This window comes from Specibacter sp. NPDC057265, assembly GCF_042668835.1.
Taxonomy (GTDB): Bacteria; Actinomycetota; Actinomycetes; order Actinomycetales; family Micrococcaceae; genus Specibacter.
The window spans coordinates 1-17,420 of record NZ_JBHUYE010000001.1; the positions used below are offsets into that span (position 1 = coordinate 1).

15 protein-coding genes are annotated in these 17,420 nt (G+C 66.2%); 2 read left to right on the top strand and 13 right to left on the bottom strand.

What is annotated here, in order from left to right:
- Positions 1 to 461: 461 nt before the first annotated feature.
- The 4 genes from tyrS to ACFUCV_RS00020 form a co-directional block, all read right to left on the bottom strand.
- Positions 462 to 1,769 (bottom strand): tyrosine--tRNA ligase, encoded by a 1,308-nt coding sequence (gene tyrS / locus ACFUCV_RS00005; protein ID WP_380810654.1) that lies wholly within the window; start codon positions 1,767 to 1,769, stop codon positions 462 to 464.
- A gap of 105 nt (positions 1,770 to 1,874) precedes the next feature.
- The gene (locus tag ACFUCV_RS00010) at positions 1,875 to 4,115 is read right to left on the bottom strand and encodes a HelD family protein (protein WP_380810656.1); all 2,241 of its coding nucleotides are present in this window, start codon (positions 4,113 to 4,115) and stop codon (positions 1,875 to 1,877) included.
- An 84-nt stretch (positions 4,116 to 4,199) separates the two neighbouring features.
- Entirely contained in the window at positions 4,200 to 4,724 is a 525-nt protein-coding gene (locus tag ACFUCV_RS00015) for an adenine phosphoribosyltransferase (protein WP_380811426.1), read from the bottom strand.
- Between the two features lie 88 nt (positions 4,725 to 4,812).
- Positions 4,813 to 5,448, bottom strand: a complete 636-nt coding sequence (locus tag ACFUCV_RS00020; protein WP_380810658.1) for a DNA-3-methyladenine glycosylase — start codon at positions 5,446 to 5,448, stop codon at positions 4,813 to 4,815.
- A 65-nt stretch (positions 5,449 to 5,513) separates the two neighbouring features.
- On the opposite strand from ACFUCV_RS00020, the gene ACFUCV_RS00025 reads away from it, so the two are divergent.
- Positions 5,514 to 6,398 (top strand): DNA-3-methyladenine glycosylase family protein, encoded by an 885-nt coding sequence (locus tag ACFUCV_RS00025; RefSeq protein WP_380810660.1) that lies wholly within the window; start codon positions 5,514 to 5,516, stop codon positions 6,396 to 6,398.
- Positions 6,399 to 6,442: 44 nt separating this feature from the next.
- Here the strand turns inward: ACFUCV_RS00025 and ACFUCV_RS00030 are convergent, their stop codons facing one another.
- The 9 genes from ACFUCV_RS00030 to argC all read right to left on the bottom strand — a co-directional run bounded on the left by ACFUCV_RS00030 (position 6,443) and on the right by argC (position 16,115).
- Positions 6,443 to 7,177 (bottom strand): maleylpyruvate isomerase family mycothiol-dependent enzyme, encoded by a 735-nt coding sequence (locus tag ACFUCV_RS00030; protein ID WP_380810662.1) that lies wholly within the window; start codon positions 7,175 to 7,177, stop codon positions 6,443 to 6,445.
- 145 nt (positions 7,178 to 7,322) lie between these two features.
- A complete protein-coding gene (gene argH / locus ACFUCV_RS00035; RefSeq protein ID WP_380810664.1) occupies positions 7,323 to 8,738 on the bottom strand; it encodes an argininosuccinate lyase in 1,416 nt (471 codons plus the stop codon).
- Positions 8,739 to 8,740: 2 nt separating this feature from the next.
- A complete protein-coding gene (locus ACFUCV_RS00040; protein ID WP_380810666.1) occupies positions 8,741 to 9,946 on the bottom strand; it encodes an argininosuccinate synthase in 1,206 nt (401 codons plus the stop codon).
- A gap of 205 nt (positions 9,947 to 10,151) precedes the next feature.
- Positions 10,152 to 10,688 (bottom strand): arginine repressor, encoded by a 537-nt coding sequence (locus ACFUCV_RS00045; protein ID WP_380810668.1) that lies wholly within the window; start codon positions 10,686 to 10,688, stop codon positions 10,152 to 10,154.
- Between the two features lie 2 nt (positions 10,689 to 10,690).
- Positions 10,691 to 11,668: an ornithine carbamoyltransferase gene (gene argF / locus ACFUCV_RS00050; protein WP_380810670.1), complete on the bottom strand. Its 978-nt coding sequence runs from the start codon at positions 11,666 to 11,668 to the stop codon at positions 10,691 to 10,693.
- Positions 11,665 to 12,933 (bottom strand): acetylornithine transaminase, encoded by a 1,269-nt coding sequence (locus tag ACFUCV_RS00055; protein WP_380810672.1) that lies wholly within the window; start codon positions 12,931 to 12,933, stop codon positions 11,665 to 11,667. The genes argF and ACFUCV_RS00055 overlap by 4 nt, the downstream gene beginning before the upstream one ends.
- On the bottom strand, positions 12,933 to 13,829 hold the full coding sequence (gene argB / locus ACFUCV_RS00060) for an acetylglutamate kinase (protein WP_380810674.1): 897 nt from the start codon (positions 13,827 to 13,829) through the stop codon (positions 12,933 to 12,935). The genes ACFUCV_RS00055 and argB overlap by 1 nt, the downstream gene beginning before the upstream one ends.
- 73 nt (positions 13,830 to 13,902) lie before the next feature.
- On the bottom strand, positions 13,903 to 15,072 hold the full coding sequence (gene argJ, locus ACFUCV_RS00065) for a bifunctional glutamate N-acetyltransferase/amino-acid acetyltransferase ArgJ (protein ID WP_380810678.1): 1,170 nt from the start codon (positions 15,070 to 15,072) through the stop codon (positions 13,903 to 13,905).
- Entirely contained in the window at positions 15,069 to 16,115 is a 1,047-nt protein-coding gene (gene argC, locus ACFUCV_RS00070; RefSeq protein ID WP_380810680.1) for an N-acetyl-gamma-glutamyl-phosphate reductase, read from the bottom strand. Before argC ends, argJ begins: the two co-directional genes overlap by 4 nt.
- Positions 16,116 to 16,241: 126 nt before the next feature.
- Here argC and ACFUCV_RS00075 point away from each other — a divergent pair, with 126 nt between their 5' ends.
- Positions 16,242 to 17,216 (top strand): quinone oxidoreductase family protein, encoded by a 975-nt coding sequence (locus ACFUCV_RS00075; protein WP_380810682.1) that lies wholly within the window; start codon positions 16,242 to 16,244, stop codon positions 17,214 to 17,216.
- Positions 17,217 to 17,420 lie beyond the last annotated feature (204 nt).

A 17,420-nucleotide genomic window follows, 5' to 3' on the forward strand; every position in this document is an offset into this window, starting at 1 on the left:
ACAGGGGCGGCAACAACCAACCAAATAACCAATCCATACAAATAAATTGGTATCAATAAAACTTGGCACACTATTGAGTTCTCAAACAACAACTGCAACCGAGTAATCACCAACCATCAACAAACAATTGGTTTTCGTCGCCGCGATATAAATACTTTATTTCATCGGAAACCATTTTGTCCAATCCACACACTGTGCGGCTCATCACTCCATGAATTCCATAAACAACCACCAAGAACAAATGATTTATAAAACAAAAAACAATATAAACCATCAACAACATTCAAAGGATTGGGCGCCAACCCGCAAAGTGGTGATCACTTCCCCTCAACGGAGTGGACCAGCGTCGCGCAGGCAACAGAGAAAACACTACACAACCAACCACCCACAACGCAAATCAACCACCACCACCGGAAAAAGCCCGGGTCCAAAGACAGCCGGGCTCCTACCGTGGCCAGGCACTATCCGTCCAGCACAACCATGGCCAGCGTGCGCTTGCCCCGACGAAGAAGCAGGTACTTCCCATGCAGGGCCTGGGCGTCGCCCAGCTTTGCCTCGGGATCGGTGGCCTTGCTGTTGTTCACGTAGGCGCCGCCCTCGGCAATGGTCCTGCGGGCATCGGAGTTGCTCTTGGAAAGCTTGGTGGCCACCAGCAGTTCCACCATGGTTGCCCCGGAGGACGCCCCCGTTCGCGGCAGCTCCCGGGTGGCCGATTCCAGCGTGGCCAGATCCAGGGCGTCCAGTTCACCCTGGCCAAACAGGGCAGCCGATGCCGCAATGGCCTTGGTGGTGGCTTCGACGCCATGGACCAGGGAGGTGACCTGGAAAGCAAGGGTGCGCTGCCCTTCCCGCGCCTGCGGCTTGTCAGCCACGGAGGCTGCAACGGCCGCAATTTCCTCCTGGGTCAGGAAGGTGAAGACCTTCAAGCGGTCCACCACATCGGCGTCGGCGGTGTTCAGCCAGAACTGGTACATGTCAAAGGGGCTGCACATGGCGGGATCGAGCCAAATGGCGTTGCCTTCGCTCTTGCCGAACTTGGTGCCGTCGGAGTTCGTGATCAACGGCGTGCCCAGTGCATGCACGGAGGCGCCCTCCACCTTGCGGATCAAATCGGCCCCGCTGGTCAGATTGCCCCACTGGTCCGATCCGCCCTGCTGCAGCACACAGCCGTACTGGCGGAACAGTTCCAGGTAGTCCATGCCCTGCAGAATCTGGTAGCTGAATTCGGCGTAGCTGATGCCCTCATCAGAGTTCAACCGCGAGGCCACAATGTCTTTTTTAATCATGGTGCCCACACGGAAGTATTTGCCCACGTCGCGCAAAAAGTCCAGCACCGACATGGGTGCTGTCCAGTCCAGGTTGTTGACCATGCGGGCGGCATTCTCCCCTTCAAAGGACAGGAAACGCTGAACCTGGCCCTGCAGGTAACCCACCCATTCCGACACCGTCTCCTTGGAGTTCATGGTGCGCTCGGCCGTGGGGCGCGGATCCCCCACCAGGCCGGTGGAGCCGCCCACCAGACCCAGCGGCTTGTGGCCGGCGAGCTGCATCCGCCGCATGGTCAGCAGCTGGACCAGGTTTCCCAAGTGCAGGCTCGGTGCGGTGGGGTCAAAACCGCAGTAATAAGTGATGGGCTCCCCCGCCAGCAACTCTTCAAGGGCGGCCTCATCCGTGGAGACTTGGACCAGCCCCCGCCACTTGAGCTCCTGCCACACATTGGCAAAGCTGGGATCGTTTTGGGGGGCGCGGAGTTCTGTTTGCAAAGACACCCCCCAAAATTACCAGCACGACGGCGTTTGTCTCGACTTCCGTCCGCCGCCGGCGCCGTGCCGTCCCGCGAACCGGCAGGACGGCACGGCCCCGCCCCGGCCTTTTCAGCGCTCGATGCCTTCGGGCAGGGGCGCGGAGGTGATCAGGCGCAGACGGCGGGTGGGCCGGGTCATGGCCACATACAAATCCCCCACCCGGCCGTTGGCGCCGGCCAGCAGGGCTGCCGGCTCCACAATGACCACCGCGTCAAATTCCAGGCCCTTGGCAGCACGGGCATCGATCACCACAATGTCCTGATCCACCGATCCCGCACCGTGGCCAATGCGGGCCCCGTAGACGGTCTGCAATGCCGCGGTGATGTCCTGCACCAATGGCGCCGGGGCAATGACTGCCACCAAACCTCCGTCGACGGCGGCAATTTCGCCGGGCATGACGTCCACCACCTGCTGGACCACCGCCGATGCGGCCACCTTGTCCACCAGGGGTTCCCAGTCGCCGTCGCGCACGGCCTTGGGGGCTGAGACAATTTGTCCGGCGGCATTGGCCATGCGCACGGCGGCCTCGGCAATCTGCGCGGGCGTGCGGTAGTTCACCGTCAGTTCCTCCAGCGTCCAGCGCTCCCCCAGCACGGGGGTGAGCCCCTGCTGCCAGGAGGTGGCCCCGGCCGATGAGCTGGTCTGGGCAATGTCGCCCACAATGGTGAAGGACTTCACGGGGCAGCGCCGCACCAGCAGACGCCACTGCATGGGCGAAAGTTCCTGCGCCTCGTCCACCACTACATGGCCATAGGCCCAGGTCCTGTCGGTGAGTGCCCGCTCGGCACTGCTCTGGGATTGTTCCTGGACCAGGTTGAAGTCCGCCAGCTGTTCGGCGCTGAGGATCCCATCCACGCCCGAATCCTCCAGCTGCTGGTTCATGTTGGAGATGGCCTTTTCGGCATTGGCCAGGTCGCGCTTGCGCTGCAGGTCCGCGGTGGCCTGCGCGCGGCCGCCGCTGGCGTCCATTTCACCCAGCAGTTCGGCAGCCTCGTCCAGAAGCGGAACATCGGATTCCGTCCAGGGCGCCTGCGGGGCGCGCAGCAGCAGTTCGCGCTGTTCGGCACTGAAGCCCGGGGTGACGGCGGCCAGGATTTCAGGCTTGCTGAGCATGTCGTCAATGAGTTTTTGGGCCGTCATGGGCATCCAGCACAGGTTCAACAGCACGCGCACATCCCGGGCCGAACGCACATCCTCGGCCAGGTAGGAGCGGTCGGCATTATTGCCGGCGCCGGCGCTTTCAATGTGTTCGCGCAACTGTTCCGTCAACTCGCGCAGCAGGGTCTTGACGAAGGTGAGCCGGGCCTCGTTGTGCGGCAGGCCGGTGGCCCGCGCCTTGTCCCGGGCCCGCCGCACCGCCTTGACGGTGAGCAGCAGGCGGGTGCCCTCCACCTCAAGCACCACATCCTCCCGTGGCAGCCGCTGCCGGTTGGCCACGGCATTGGCCACCACCTGGGCCATGGCGGTGCTGCCCTTCAACTCCGCCGTCTGGGCAACTTCACTGCCGGTGGCGCGGATGCCCGGGAACAGGTTGCCCACGCTGGCCATGACCACCCCGGTCTCCCCCAGGGACGGCAGCACGCGCTCAATGTACTTCATGAAGGCGTTGGAGGGTCCCACCAGCAGGACGCCGGCGGACTGCAGGCGTTCGCGGTGGGTGTAGAGCAGGTAGGCCGCGCGGTGCAGCGCAACGGCGGTCTTGCCGGTGCCGGGGCCGCCCTGGACCACCAGAGCCCCGCTCAGGGGGAAGCGGATGATCCGGTCCTGTTCGGACTGGATGGTGCCCACAATGTCGTTCATCCGCCCGGTGCGCTTGGAGTTCAGCGCCGCCAGCAACGCCCCCTCGCCCTGCAGCTGCTCCCCCTCCACCAGCATGGTGTGGTCCAGCACGTCATCCTCGATGGCCTTCACGGAGCGGCCCTGCAGCAGCAGGTGCCGACGGCGGCGCACCCCCATGCGCTCAAAGGCCGTGGCCTGGTAGAAGGTGCCGGCCTCGGGGGCCCGCCAATCCACCATCATTTGACGCAGGTCCTCGGCCAGCAGGCCAATGCGGCCAATGTAGCGCCTTTGTCCGTCGTCCAGATCGAGGCGGCCAAAAACCAGCCTGTCGTCCACCGCGTTGAGCTGGGCCAGACGGTTTTCGTACAGCGTGGCGAAGGCGTCACGTTCGGACCGGTTTTGGTGCGTCCCCATGGATTTGCTGCGGCGCACCTCGCCCAGCTGCGCCACCTTTTCGGCGCGCAACTCATCCAGACGGGCATAGAGTCCGTCCACATAACTGCGTTCCGCGGCCAACTCGTCGTCATACATGCAAGGCTCCTGAATGAAGATGGCATTCCGCCAAAAGGCGGACCGTCCATTCTATACCCGCCGGCGCGCCGGTGTGGTGGTGCGTTACACGTGCAGCAGCGAGTGGATTTCACGTCCGGAGAGGTTGGCCCGTCCCGGCAGGGCATCAATTTCCAGCACCACGCCAATGCCCGCCACCACCGCACCGGCGCGCTCAAGCAGGCCCGCGGCAGCGCCCAGCGTCCCGCCGGTGGCCAGGACGTCGTCGAGGATCAGCACGCGTGTGCCCGTAAGGACGTCGTGCTGATGCAGTTCCAAGGTGGCCTCGCCGTACTCCAGGGCGTAGCTCTGGGCAAAGACCTCGCGGGGCAGCTTCCCGGCCTTGCGGATGGTGATCACGCCGGTGCCGGAGGCGTAGGCCACGGCGGCGGCCAGCAGGAAACCACGCGCCTCAACGCCGGCGACGGCGTCGAAGCTGCCGGCAAAGGCGGTAATGATGGCGTCCACCACCTGCTTCAGGGCCTCGCCGTCGGCAAACACGGGCGTGAGGTCCTTAAAGACGACGCCGGGGACCGGGTAGTCGGCGACGGTGGCGCACAACCGCTCCACGGTGGCCGCGGCGTCGGCCACGGGGTGTGCAGTGGCGGGAGTTGTTTCCGGGGTCAAAGGTCTCTGATTCACCCCTCAACGTTACAGCGTCCCCGGACCGTCCGGTGGGTCAACGAGGCGCACGGATCACTGCCGGCCGAAATTTTGACACGGTTTTGTCCCCGTCAATCCAGAACCGCCAGGGGTATTGCGCGGTGCCGCCCGGGCCGCTGACGCCCACCCGGGGGCCTGTTTGCACCTGTGCCACGGGGCTTTCGGGCAGGGTCACCGTCACGGTGCCGCCCAGGGCGGAGATCCCGTTGTGGCGCAGATCAAGCCCGAGCGCCTTGGTCAGCCGCGCCGGACCCTGTGCCAGTTCGTGGTCGTGCCGGGCAGTGGGGCGGCGCGAGCGCGCCAGTTCCAGCCCCTCCACAATTTCGCCGGCACGCATCAGGCATCCGGAGGAAATCCCCTCGGGCCGGCAGACCAGGTTGGCGCAAAAGTGCATCCCGTAGGTGAAGTACACGTAAAGGTGCGCCGGCGGGCCGAACATGACGGCGTTGCGGTTGGTCTTGCCGCGGAAGCTGTGGGCGCCGGGGTCCGGATCCGGGGAATCCGCCGGGCCCAAATAGGCCTCCACCTCCGTCAACCGCACCGCGACGGCACCGGCGGGGCTTTCATGTCTGAGCACTGCACCGAGCAACGCCGGCCCCACCTCGGTGGCGGGTTTTTGCACCAGTTCCCACAATTCGCCGTTTTGACTCATCCATCCACGCTAACAGAGCTCCCTGCCGGCGCCGGCCAAGCACGGGCCGTGGCAGAATGCATCCCATGCCAAGGCCCCTGCAGCTTCGTTTCACTCCGCCCTACGAGCTGGGCATTTTTGACTTTCTGAGTGCCCGGGCGGTGGACGGCGTCGAGGCGGCAACGGCGCACAGCTATGCTCGGACCGTGGCGCTGCCCGGTGGCCACGGCTGGTTCAAGGTGTGGTGGCAGGACAACGCCCTGTGGCTGGAACACCAACTGGCGGACAGCGCTGACGCACCGGTGCTTTTCGAGCGGGTCAGGCACCTGTTCAATCTGGACCATGAGCCACAGGCGGCCGACGCTGTTTTGGCCCGCCATCCGCTGTTGGCGCCGTCGGTGGCCGCCATCCCCGGCATCAGGGTCCCCGGCTGCGTCGATGCCGGTGAAATCCTCATCCGTGCCATGGTGGGCCAACAAATCACCGTCGCCGCGGCCCGGACCATGTTGAACCGGCTGGCGGTGCTGGGCGCCCCCTGCTACGGGGCGCAGGGCGGCATGCAGCGGCTGTTTCCCGACGCGGCAGGCATCGCGGCGCACGGCAGGGACATTTTGCGCGGCCCCCGGCGGCGCATTGACGCCATCCTTGGCGTCGCCGGCCTGCTGGCCGATGGTTCCCTGGCCCTGGGCCCCGGCGACACGCTGGAAAGCCTGGGCCGCAAGCTCCTTCCGCTGCCCGGGATCGGGCCCTGGACAGTTGGCTATGTGGCCATGCGCGTGCTCGGAACCCCCGACATTTTCCTGCCCGGTGACGCCGCCGTCCGCAATGGTTACGCCAGGCTGCGCGGCATCCCCCCGGCCCAGGCACGCACCCTGGGCGCCGCCGGCCTGACGCAGCTGGCCGATGCCGCGAGGCCGTGGCGCTCCCAGGCCACCATGCATTTATGGCGGGCAGCTGCCCAGCTGCCCTGAAGGCCGCTGCCGCGCACCCGGCTGGCCGGATGCGCGGCTGGAGGCTATTTTGCCGCCAGGGCCGAGGGCCAGGGCAGCAGGGTGGGCAGCGCCACGGAATCCGCAGCGGCCTCCGCGCGCAGGCTGCCCAAGGTGGGTGTGCGGCCGGCCAGCCAGGCCGCAATGTCTGTGAGCATGCCGGAAATGGAGACGGTCCGGGTGCCGGTGCCAACTGACAGGGGCGGCAGCCCCAGCGGCAGCAGTTTCAGGCGCAGCCCTTCCGGCACCCGCGCGGAAAGAAACTCAACCAAATACAGGCAAAACTCCTTTGACCAGCTTTCCGGGCCCCGGCCCAGCTGCAGATCGGCCAGGTGGATGACCAGTTCGCGCCAGTAGGCCAGGGCCACCCCGCGCACATCCCCGTCGCGGTAGCTCACCGGCAGGGTCCATTGGGATTCATCAAGCTCATCCAGAACCAGAAACGCCCGGGTCATGGCGGTGGAAATGTACTCCCGGTGCTCGGCGGCCGTGTGTCCGGCATTCATTTCAATGGCCTGCACGCGCCCGCCCTGGCCGCCGTCGTAGAATTCAATCTTTTCCCCGCGCAGCGCATACTCAATTTGCCTGGCCACAGCGGTGGATACATGGGCAATATGCGCCAGCACGTGTCCGCGCGTCCAGCCGGGCAGTTCCGTGGGGACCACCACCTCGGCGTCGGCAAGTCCGTTCAACTTGGCGCCCACATTGTCCGCAGCGGCCTTGAGCCGTTCCAGCAGCTGGTCGTTTGAAATTTCAGTCATGCCCCCAGCCTAAACGCCAAACACCCGCATCCACCAAGGATGCGGGTGTTTGGCCTGCGCTTTCGTCCCGCGGCGCTCCGGATGCGGCGCTCCGGATGCAAGACGCCGGATGAAAGACGCCGGGACGCCAGGAGCACCGGCCTCCCTAGTGGATGAAGCCGCGGACCTCGTTCAGCTGTCCTTCCAGGGCCGCCAGTTGGGCCAGCACCGCCACCGGGGCGGTGCCGCCCTGCGCGCTGCGGCTGTTGAGCGATCCGGCCGTGCTCAGCACGGTGCGCACTTCCGGTGTGAGGTGGCCTGAGATGCCGGCGTAGTCCCCGTCGCTGAGGTCCCAGAGCTCCACGCCGCGGCTTTCGGCCAGCTTCACGGCCGCGCCGGAAAGCTCGTGGGCGTCGCGGAACGGCACGCCCTGGCGGACCAGCCATTCGGCAATGTCGGTTGCCAGGGCAAAGCCCTGCGGCGCCAGCTCCTCCATGCGTTTGCTGTTGAAAACCAGTGTGGCAATCATCCCCGACACGGCCGGGAGCAGCAGCTCAAGGGTGTCCGCGGCGTCAAAGACCGGCTCCTTGTCCTCCTGCAGATCCCGGTTGTAGGCCAGCGGCAGGCCCTTCAAGGTCGCCAGCAAACCTGTCAGGTCGCCAATGAGACGCCCGGCTTTGCCGCGGGCCAGTTCCGCCACGTCGGGGTTCTTTTTCTGCGGCATGATGGAGGAGCCTGTGGAGTAGGAGTCGTGCAGGGTGACAAAGGAGAATTCCTTGGTGGCCCACAGGATGACCTCCTCCGAAATGCGGGACAGATCCACCCCAATCATGGCGCAGACCCAGGAGAACTCGGCAAACACGTCGCGGGCGGCCGTGCCGTCAATGGAATTCCACGCGGCTGAGTCAAAACCCAGTTCCGCCGCCACGGCATTGGGGTCAAGGCCCAGGGAGGAACCGGCCAGCGCGCCCGAGCCGTAGGGTGACACCGCCGCACGCCTGTCCCAGTCGACCAGGCGCTGCACATCGCGCAGCAGCGCCCAGGCGTGCGCCAGCAGGTGGTGGGCCAGCAGCACCGGCTGCGCATGCTGCAGGTGGGTGCGCCCGGGCATGGCCACGCCGTGGTGGGCCTTGGCCTGGTCCACCAGGGCATCCACCACGGCCAGCACGCCGGCGGCAATGATGCGGGCATGGTCACGCAGGTACATCCGGCCCAGTGTCGCGATCTGGTCATTGCGCGAACGGCCGGCACGGAGCTTGCCGCCGAGTTCGGTGCCGGCACGTTCAATCAGTCCGCGCTCCAGGGAGCCATGGACGTCCTCGTCGGAGTCGGCCGGGCCGTAGGCGCCGGAGCTTACATCCGCCTCCAGCTCATCCAGCGCCCGCAGCATGCCGTCAAGCTCGGTGGCATTGAGCAGCCCGGCGGTGGCCAGGACCCGGGCGTGGGCCTTGGACCCGGCAATGTCATACAGTGCCAGGCGCCAGTCAAAGTGGGTGGACTTGCTCAGCGCTGCCAGGGCGTCGGCCGGGCCGCCGGTAAAACGGCCACCCCACAGTGCACCCTCATTGGTCCCGTGCGCCATGGCTACTGCCCCAGCACGCGCTGATCGCGGGTGGAGGCAACCTTGGAGGACATGCCCCAAAGTTCAATGAAGCCCTTGGCCTGCGACTGGTCAAAGGTGTCGCCGGTGTCGTAGGTGGCCAGGTCAAAGTCGTACAGGGAGGTGTCCGAACGGCGGCCATTGACGATTGCCTGCCCGCCGTGCAGGGTCATGCGGATGTCACCGTTGACGTGCTGCTGGGTGTCGTCAATGAAGGCCTCCAGGGAGCGCTTGAGCGGGGAGAACCACTGTCCGTCGTAGACCAGCTCGGCCCAGCGCTGGCCGACGGTGGCCTTGAAACGGGCCTGCTCGCGCTCAATGGTGATGTCTTCAAGGTGCTTGTGCGCGGTGATCAATGCCATGGCGCCGGGGGCCTCATAGATTTCCCGGCTCTTAATGCCCACCAGGCGGTCCTCCACCACATCAATGCGGCCCACGCCCTGGGCGCCTGCACGGCGGTTCAGTTCCTGAATGGCCTGCAGGGGTGAAACCTGCACGCCGTCAAGGGCCACGGGGATGCCCTGGCGGAAGGAAATGACCACCTCATCGGGAGCCGGCGGGAATTCCGGGGTGGCCGTGTAGTCGTAGATGTCCTTGGTGGGTGCGTTCCAAATGTCCTCCAGGTACCCCGTCTCCACGGCGCGCCCCCAGACGTTTTGATCAATGGAGTACGGGTTCTTCTTGGTGGTCTCAATGGGCAGATTGTGCTGCTCGGCGTAGACAATGGCCTTGTCGCGGGTCAGCGCCAAATCGCGCACGGGCGCAATGCACTTCAGGTCCGGGCCGAGGGTCTGGATGCCGACTTCAAAGCGGACCTGGTCGTTGCCCTTGCCGGTGCATCCGTGGGCCACGGTGGTGGCGCCGAATTCGCGGGCGGCCTTCACCAGGTGCTTGACAATGACGGGGCGGGAAATGGCTGAGACCAGCGGGTAGTGGCCCTGGTACAGCGCATTGGCCTTCAGCGTGGGCATGGCGTATTCGTTGGCAAACTCGTCGCGGGCATCGGCAACATAGGCCTCCACGGCGCCGCAGCCCAGGGCACGCTGACGGATGTCCTCCAGGGATTCCCCGCCCTGGCCAACATCCACGGCCACGGCAATCACCTCGGCGCCGGTGGCTTCACCAATCCAGCCAATGGCCACCGAGGTGTCCAGTCCGCCGGAGTAGGCCAATACAATCCGCTCAGTCACTTTATTCTCCTTGTAGTCAACGCCGGACCTCACCCGCAGCGGGTAAGGTAACTTTTGTTCCAGCATAATGCATGATTATGCAATCTTGCTAAAAACTATTCACCACACCTGCAAGGTGGCGGTTTGCCCCGGGCGCAGCTTCCCGGCGGCATGCGCTGCACCCATCCGAAGCTGCCGCCGCACCGTCCACACCGACCGCCCGGGCTCAGGCGCCGGCGCTGGACTCCGCGGCAAACTGCAGAAACCGCTCGGCAATGGCCGCCCCTCCCAGTGGATCGCGGCTGATCACCATGACGGTGTCGTCACCGGCCAGGGTGCCCAGGATCGAGGGCAGCACCGAGTGGTCAATGGCCAGCGCCAAAAAGTTTGCCGCCCCCGGCGGCGTGCGCAGCACGGCAATGTTCGCCGAGCCCTCGGCCGTCACCAGCAGTTCGCCGCACAGACGCACCAAGCGGGTGTCCAAAAGTTCCTGGGACGAGGCTGCATGCACGCTGCGCTCACCGCCCTCCGGCGGCAGGGCATAGACCAGTGTTCCCTCCTGGCCCCGGACCCGCACGGCGCGCAGCTCCACCAGGTCGCGTGAGAGCGTCGCCTGCCCCACCACCAGCCCCTGATCGGCCAGCAGGGACGCCAACTCGGCCTGGGAGCGGACCGCGCGGCTGCTCAGCAGGGAGGCCACCCGCGCCTGCCGGGCGGTTTTTGTCGCAGGCATGACCACTGGATTTGCCGGCACCTTCCCCATGGCTAGGCGCTGGCCGCGGCAACGCGGGGGTGCCCGGCGCCGGCGGCGGACTTTTCCATGAGCCACACCATGAGCGCCTTTTGGGCGTGGAGCCGGTTTTCCGCCTCATCCCAGACCACGGACTGCGGGCCGTCAATGACGGATGCGGAAATCTCGTAGCCGCGGTAGGCCGGCAGGCAGTGCAGCACAATGGCGTCCGGGGCGGCCTGGGCCAGGGCGGCGTCGTCGAGCGCATAGCCGGTGAACAATTCCATGCGCGCCGCCTTCTCCTGCTCCTGGCCCATGGACACCCAGGTGTCGGTGACCAGCACGTCGGCCCCGGACACCGCCTCGGCGACGTCGGTGGTGATGAGCACGGAGCCGCCGGTTTCCGCCGCGCGTTCCTGCGCCGCTGAAACGACGTTCGCGGCCGGCAGATGCCCCGCCGGCCCCGCGATGCGCACGTGCATCCCGGCCGTGGCCCCGGCCAGCAGATAGGAGTTGGCCATGTTGTTCGCCGAATCGCCCAGGTAGCTCATGGTGAGCCCGGCCAGCTTTCCCTTGTGCTCCTTGATGGTGAGCAGGTCCGCCAGCAGCTGGCAGGGGTGGTAGTCATCGGAGAGGGCGTTGATGACGGGCACCTTGGAGTGGGCGGCCATTTCCTCCAGACCGGCCTGGCTGTAGGTGCGCCACACAATGGTGGAGACCATGCGCTCCAGCACCCGCGCGGTGTCGGCAATGGTCTCCTTGTGGCCCACCTGGGCCTCCCCCGGGTTGATGATCAGCGGATTGCCGCCCAGGGCGGCGATGCCGGCGGCAAAGGAGACGCGGGTGCGGGTGGAGGTCTTGTCAAAAATGACAGCCACCGTTTGGGACCCCTGGCCGTTGCCGGCATAAGTGTTTTTGGAGTACGGGGCCGCTTTGAGTTCGGCGGCCAGCTCCAGCACCTCGGCCTGTTCGGACGGGCTGAGGTCGGTGTCGAGAAGAAAATGACGGGTCATGAGGAAGCCTTTTCTTTAAAGGGTGTGGCGGCTGCGGCAATCAACGCCGGCAGGGCCGCAAGGAAGGACCGCCCCTGCGCCGCACTCAGGTTCAGGGGCGGGGCCAGGCGCACCGTGTTGGCCTTGGGTGCATTGATGATGAATCCAGCGCCCAAGGCCGCCGCCACCACTTCCGCGGCCACCGGCACGGCCAGGTCAAAGCCGATCAGCAGGCCGTGCGCACGGACGTCAGTGACGCCACCGGTCCCGGCCAGGCCTTCCGCCAGGATCTGGCTGAGCTTGCGGACATTGTCCAGCACGCCCTGGCTCTCCAGGACGTGGAGGGTGGCCAGGGCCGCGGCCGCGGCCACCGGGTTGCCGCCAAAGGTGGTGCCGTGCTGGCCGGCGCTGAGCAGCGTTGACGCCGCCTGCCCAAAGGTCACCATGGCACCAATGGGGAATCCGCCGCCCAGGCCCTTGGCCAGGGTCATGGCATCGGGCACCACACCGGCGGCCAGCCCGGCAAACCACTCCCCCGTGCGGCCCACGCCCGTTTGCACCTCGTCAAAGACCAGCAGGGCGCCGTGTTCGCGTGTCAGCTCCCGGGCCGCCTGCAGGTACGCCGCACTGAGCGGGCGCACCCCGGCCTCGCCCTGGATGGGTTCCAACACCAGGGCCGCCACGGTGCCGTCCATGGCCGCACGCAGGGCGTCGACGTCATTGAAGGCCACGTGCCGCACGCCGGCGGGCATCGGTTCAAAGGGCTCCCGGTAGGCGGCCTTGTGCGTCATGGCCAACGCGCCCATGGTCCTGCCATGGAAGCCGCCCTCAAGGGCCAAAATGGTGGGGCGGGCGGTTCCGCCGTGGGCGCGGGCAAGCTTGAACGCCGCCTCGTTGGCTTCCGTGCCGGAGTTGGCGAAAAACACCTTCGAGCCTTCGGGGGCGTGGGCGAGGGCCAACAATTTTTCCGCCAGGGCAATCTGCGTCGGGGTGGTGAAGAAGTTCGAGACGTGCCCCAGCGTGGCCAGCTGGCCGGCGATGACGGAGTTGACGAAGGGGTGGGCATGGCCGAGCGCATTGACGGCAATGCCGCCGAGCAGATCCAGGTATTCGCGGCCGTCGGCGTCCCACACCACTGCCCCGGCCCCGCGGACCAGGACGCGCTGCGGAGTGCCAAAAACACCCATCAGGGAGTGGTTGTACCGCTCCAGCCACTGGGCGCCGGTGCCGGTGCCGGTGAAGGCGGCCACGTCCTTCTTGGGTTCCTGCCTGGAAAGTTCAGCCATCACTTGCCACCGTCTTCCGGGAAGATTTGAGTGCCGATGCCGGCAAAGGTCATTAATTCCAACAGCACCGAGTGGGCGGTGCGTCCGTCCACGACGGCGGCGCGTGGCACCCCGCCGTCGACGGCCGCCAGGCAGGCGTGCATTTTGGGGATCATGCCCGCCTCCAGTTGCGGCAGCATTCCCCGCAGGGCTTCGGCACTGATCTCGCTCAGCAGCGAGGACCGGTCCGGCCAGTTTGCGTACAGGCCGGCAACATCGGTCAGCACCACCAGGCGGGAGGCGTCCAGGGCCACGGCCAGCGCGGCCGCTGCGGTGTCGGCGTTGACGTTGAGCACCGTGGCGGCATCCCCCACCTCCGGGGCCACGGTGGAGATCACCGGGATCCGCCCGGCGTCCAGCAAATCCAAAATGGCACCGGGATTCACCCCCACCACTTCACCCACCAGGCCCAGGTCCACCTGCTCCCCGTCAACCACCGTGCCCCGGCGTTCGGCCTGCAGCAGCGCCCCGTCCTCCCCGGAGAGCCCCACGGCGTAGGCGCCGTGGGCGTTGATCAACCCCACCAGCTCCCGGCCCACCTGCCCGGTCAAAACCATGCGCACCACGTCCATGGCCTCGGGCGTGGTGACGCGCAGCCCGCCCTTGAACTCGCTGGTGATGTCCAGACGCGCCAGCATGGCGTTGATCTGCGGACCGCCCCCATGGACCACCACGGGCTTGATCCCCACATGGTGCATGAACACAATGTCCTCGGCAAAGGCCCGGCGCAGCTCCTCATTGACCATGGCGTTTCCGCCATACTTGACCACCACCACGGTGCCGGCGAACTGCTGAATCCACGGCAGGGCCTCAATCAGGGTCGCGGCCTTGTCCTGGGCGGTTTCCACCAAAGTCATCCTGGGCATTCCTTCAATCTTGTTGTGTGCTGCACCGGCCCGCGCAGCCGTCTGCGGCGCAGCAGGCCATTTTCTAAGAGGAGTACGCGCTGTTTTCCTCAACATAGGCGTGGGTGAGGTCATTGCTGAGGATCGTGGCTTGCGCGCTGCCGGCGTTGAGGTCGATTTCCACCAACACCTCCCGCGGCGCCAGGTCCACCAGATCGCGGGAGTCGCCAATGCTGCCATTGCGGCAGACCATGACGCCATTGATGCTGACATTGATGTGATCGGGATCAAAGGCCGCGTCGGTGGTGCCCACGGCCGAGAGCACCCGGCCCCAATTGGGATCCTTGCCGAAGATGGCTGTCTTGAACAAATTTGAACGTGCCACGGCGCGGGAGACCGTTTCGGCGTCGTGCTCGCTGGCTGCACCGACGGTGGTGATGGCAATGTCATGGCTGGCACCCTCGGCATCGGATATCAAGGCCAGCGCCAGTTCGGAACAGACCTTGGTCAGGCCGGCAGTGAACTGATCCATGGCCGGGAACGCCGTGGACACCGCCGAGGCCATCAGCAGCACGGTGTCGTTGGTGGACATGCAGCCGTCCGAATCGGTGCGGTTGAAGGTGACGCGCACCGCATCCCGCAGGGCCGCGTCAAGGGCCTCAGCTTCCACCCCGGCGTCGGTGGTGATGACCACGAGCATGGTGGCAAGTCCGGGGGCCAGCATGCCGGCACCCTTGGCCATGCCGCCAATGGAGTAGCTGATGCCGTCGCTGTTCGGCGGGGAGGTCCAGAGCGCCTGTTTCGACACCGTGTCGGTGGTCATGATCGCGCCCGCCGCGGCAGCCCCGCCGTCGTGCGTCAAGGCCGCCGCAGCCTGCGCAACACCGGGCAGGATCTTCGCCATGGGCAGCTGCTCGCCGATCAGGCCGGTGGAGCAGACGGCCACATCAGTGGCCGAGACCCCCAGGACGGCAGCAACTTTTTCAGCTGTGGCATGGGTGTTTTGAAAGCCTTCGGGGCCGGTGCAGGCATTGGCGCCGCCGGAATTCAAGACCACGGCGTCGACCCGGCCGTCGCTGAGCACCTGACGGGACCAGTGGACGGGGGCGGCGGCCACGCGGTTGCTGGTGAAAACGGCCGCCGCGGCATGCGAGGGGCCATCGTTGACGACCAGGGCAAGGTCCGGCCTGCCGGAGGCCTTCAGGCCTGCGGTGATGCCGGAAGCGCGGAAGCCCCGTGGTGTGGTGACGCTCATGGTGCTACTCCTTGGAAGGACAGGCCTGTCGTTTCTGGCAGGCCAAGGGCAATGTTCATTGACTGTACCGCGCCGCCGGCGGTGCCCTTGGTGAGATTGTCGATCACGGCGCAGACAATGACCCGGTTCACATGCCCGTCATAGGCAATTTGCACGGCTGCATGGTTTGAACCCAGCACCGACTTGGTGGTGGGCCATTGGCCTTCGGGCAGCACATGCACAAACGGCTCCTCGGCATAGGCGTTCTCCCACAGCTCGCGCAGGGCACCGGCGGGATCGGCCAGGGCCGCGAATTCAGGGGAAACCTTGGCCGTTGCCGTGGCCAGGATGCCCCGGCTCATGGGTGCCAGGGTGGGTGTGAAGGAGACCCTGACATCGAGTCCGGAGGCATTGGAGAGGCCCTGTTCAATTTCCGGGGTGTGGCGGTGTGCGCCCCCCACGCCATAGGGGCTCATGGAGCCCATGACCTCGGAGCCAATCAGGTTCACCTTGGCGGCCTTGCCCGCCCCCGAGGTTCCGGAGGCGGCAACAATGACCACGTCGTCCGGTTCCAGGGCGCCTGCGGCGAAGCCGGGCATCAGGGCCAGCAGCGAACTGGTGGGATAGCAGCCCGGGACGGCAATGCGCTTGGCGCCTTTGAGGCGCTCGCGGTGCCCGGGCAGTTCCGGCAGGCCATAGGGCCAGGTGCCTGCGTGCGTGGAGCCGTAAAACTTTTCCCAGGCCCCGGCATCCTGCAGCCGGTGGTCGGCTCCGGCGTCAATGACCAGGGTGCTGGCCGGCAGCTGCGCGGCAATCGCGGCGGAGGCCCCGTGCGGCAGGGCCAGGAAGACGACGTCGTGCCCGGAGAGGTTTTCCACCGTGGTGTCGACAAGGATGCGGTCGGCGAGGGAATGGAGGTTGGGCGCCACCGTGCCCAGACGTGCACCGGCGTTGCTGTGGGCCGTGATGGCACCAATGGTCACCTGCGGGTGGCCGGCCAGCAGGCGCAGCACCTCCCCGCCGGCATATCCGCTCGCACCGGAAACAGCTGCTGAAATTGTCATGGGGCAACTCTACAGCAAATATATTCAGTCATGCCGATAATTATCCAGATAATGGCGGGCGGGGCGGCTCTATGATGAGGACAGCTACGTTTTCCCCTTGCCACCACTACTGAATTGGATTCAATTGTGACTGAGTATTGCAATGCCATTGTTGCCCAGGCCCCGGGCGGACCCGAGGTTCTGACGCTGGCCCAGGTGCCCGTGCCCAGCCCGGGCCCGGGCGAACTGCTGGTGAAAATCGCAGCGGTGGGCGTGAATTTCATTGACACCTATCAGCGTGACGGCACCTATTCCGTTCCCTTTCCACTCACGCCCGGTTCCGAAGCCGCCGGCACGGTGGTGGGCTTGGGCGAGGGGGTGAAGACAGCTGCCCTGGGGGACCGCGTGGCCACCGCCGAGGGCCGTGCCTGCTACGCGGAGTACGCCCTTGTCCCCGCCGACGCGGCGCTGCCGGTGCCTGCCAGCGTCCCCCTGGATGTGGCGGCCGCCCTGCCCCTGCAGGGCATGACGGCCCACTACCTGATGAACTCCAGCTACCGGGTGGCACCCGGGCAGACGGTGCTGGTCCATGCCGGCGCCGGCGGGGTGGGGCTGCTGCTGACGCAGCTGCTCAAGGAACGCAAGGCACGGGTCATCACCACCGTCTCCAGCGACGAAAAGGAGGAGTTGTCCCGGGTGGCCGGGGCCGATGAAGTGCTGCGCTACCAGGACTTTTCCGCCGCCGTGCGGGAGTACACCGACGGCGCCGGCGTGGACGTGGTGTTCGACGGCGTGGGCAGGGACACCTTCGACGGCTCTTTGGCGTCCTTGCGCACCCGCGGGACCCTGGTGCTCTTTGGCGGAGCGTCCGGGCAGGTTCCACCCTTTGAGCTGCAGCGCCTCAACGCCGGGGGCTCCCTGACGGTGATCCGACCCAAGCTGGGCGACTACCTGCTCAACGCCCAGGAACGGCTGTGGCGTTCAAGCGAAATTTTTGCTTCCGTGGCCGCCGGAACCCTCACCGCCCGCATTGGCGCCAGGTTCCCCCTCGCCGAGGCCGGCCCCGCGCACGCGGCACTGCAGGGAAGGGGCACCACGGGCAAGGTCATCCTGCTGCCGTAGCCCCTGGCCGTGCCAGGCCATTGGACCTGGTGTCCGGGACGGACTCAGCACCCCCGTGCGCAACACGGCGCAACTTGTTGGCTGCCATTCAACTTCCGTTCATGTTGCTGGCGCATGGTGGGCCGGTGAACCCTGCCCACCTGAAGGTCCCCCGCAATCGAACCGCACCGTCCGCCGCACCATTGGCGGCGGAATTTGAAGCAC

What these genes read in the sequence shown, in the direction of transcription:
- ACFUCV_RS00025 (WP_380810660.1), top strand. Translation starts at nt 5,514, where the DNA reads ATGCCAAGGCCCCTGCAGCTTCGTTTCACTCCGCCCTACGAGCTGGGC.
- ACFUCV_RS00030 (WP_380810662.1), bottom strand. Translation starts at nt 7,177, where the DNA reads ATGACTGAAATTTCAAACGACCAGCTGCTGGAACGGCTCAAGGCCGCT.
- ACFUCV_RS00055 (WP_380810672.1), bottom strand. Translation starts at nt 12,933, where the DNA reads ATGGCTGAACTTTCCAGGCAGGAACCCAAGAAGGACGTGGCCGCCTTC.
- argH (WP_380810664.1), bottom strand. Translation starts at nt 8,738, where the DNA reads ATGGCGCACGGGACCAATGAGGGTGCACTGTGGGGTGGCCGTTTTACC.
- ACFUCV_RS00010 (WP_380810656.1), bottom strand. Translation starts at nt 4,115, where the DNA reads ATGTATGACGACGAGTTGGCCGCGGAACGCAGTTATGTGGACGGACTC.
- ACFUCV_RS00020 (WP_380810658.1), bottom strand. Translation starts at nt 5,448, where the DNA reads ATGAGTCAAAACGGCGAATTGTGGGAACTGGTGCAAAAACCCGCCACC.
- argC (WP_380810680.1), bottom strand. Translation starts at nt 16,115, where the DNA reads ATGACAATTTCAGCAGCTGTTTCCGGTGCGAGCGGATATGCCGGCGGG.
- argB (WP_380810674.1), bottom strand. Translation starts at nt 13,829, where the DNA reads ATGACTTTGGTGGAAACCGCCCAGGACAAGGCCGCGACCCTGATTGAG.
- argJ (WP_380810678.1), bottom strand. Translation starts at nt 15,072, where the DNA reads ATGAGCGTCACCACACCACGGGGCTTCCGCGCTTCCGGCATCACCGCA.
- ACFUCV_RS00045 (WP_380810668.1), bottom strand. Translation starts at nt 10,688, where the DNA reads ATGGGGAAGGTGCCGGCAAATCCAGTGGTCATGCCTGCGACAAAAACC.
- argF (WP_380810670.1), bottom strand. Translation starts at nt 11,668, where the DNA reads ATGACCCGTCATTTTCTTCTCGACACCGACCTCAGCCCGTCCGAACAG.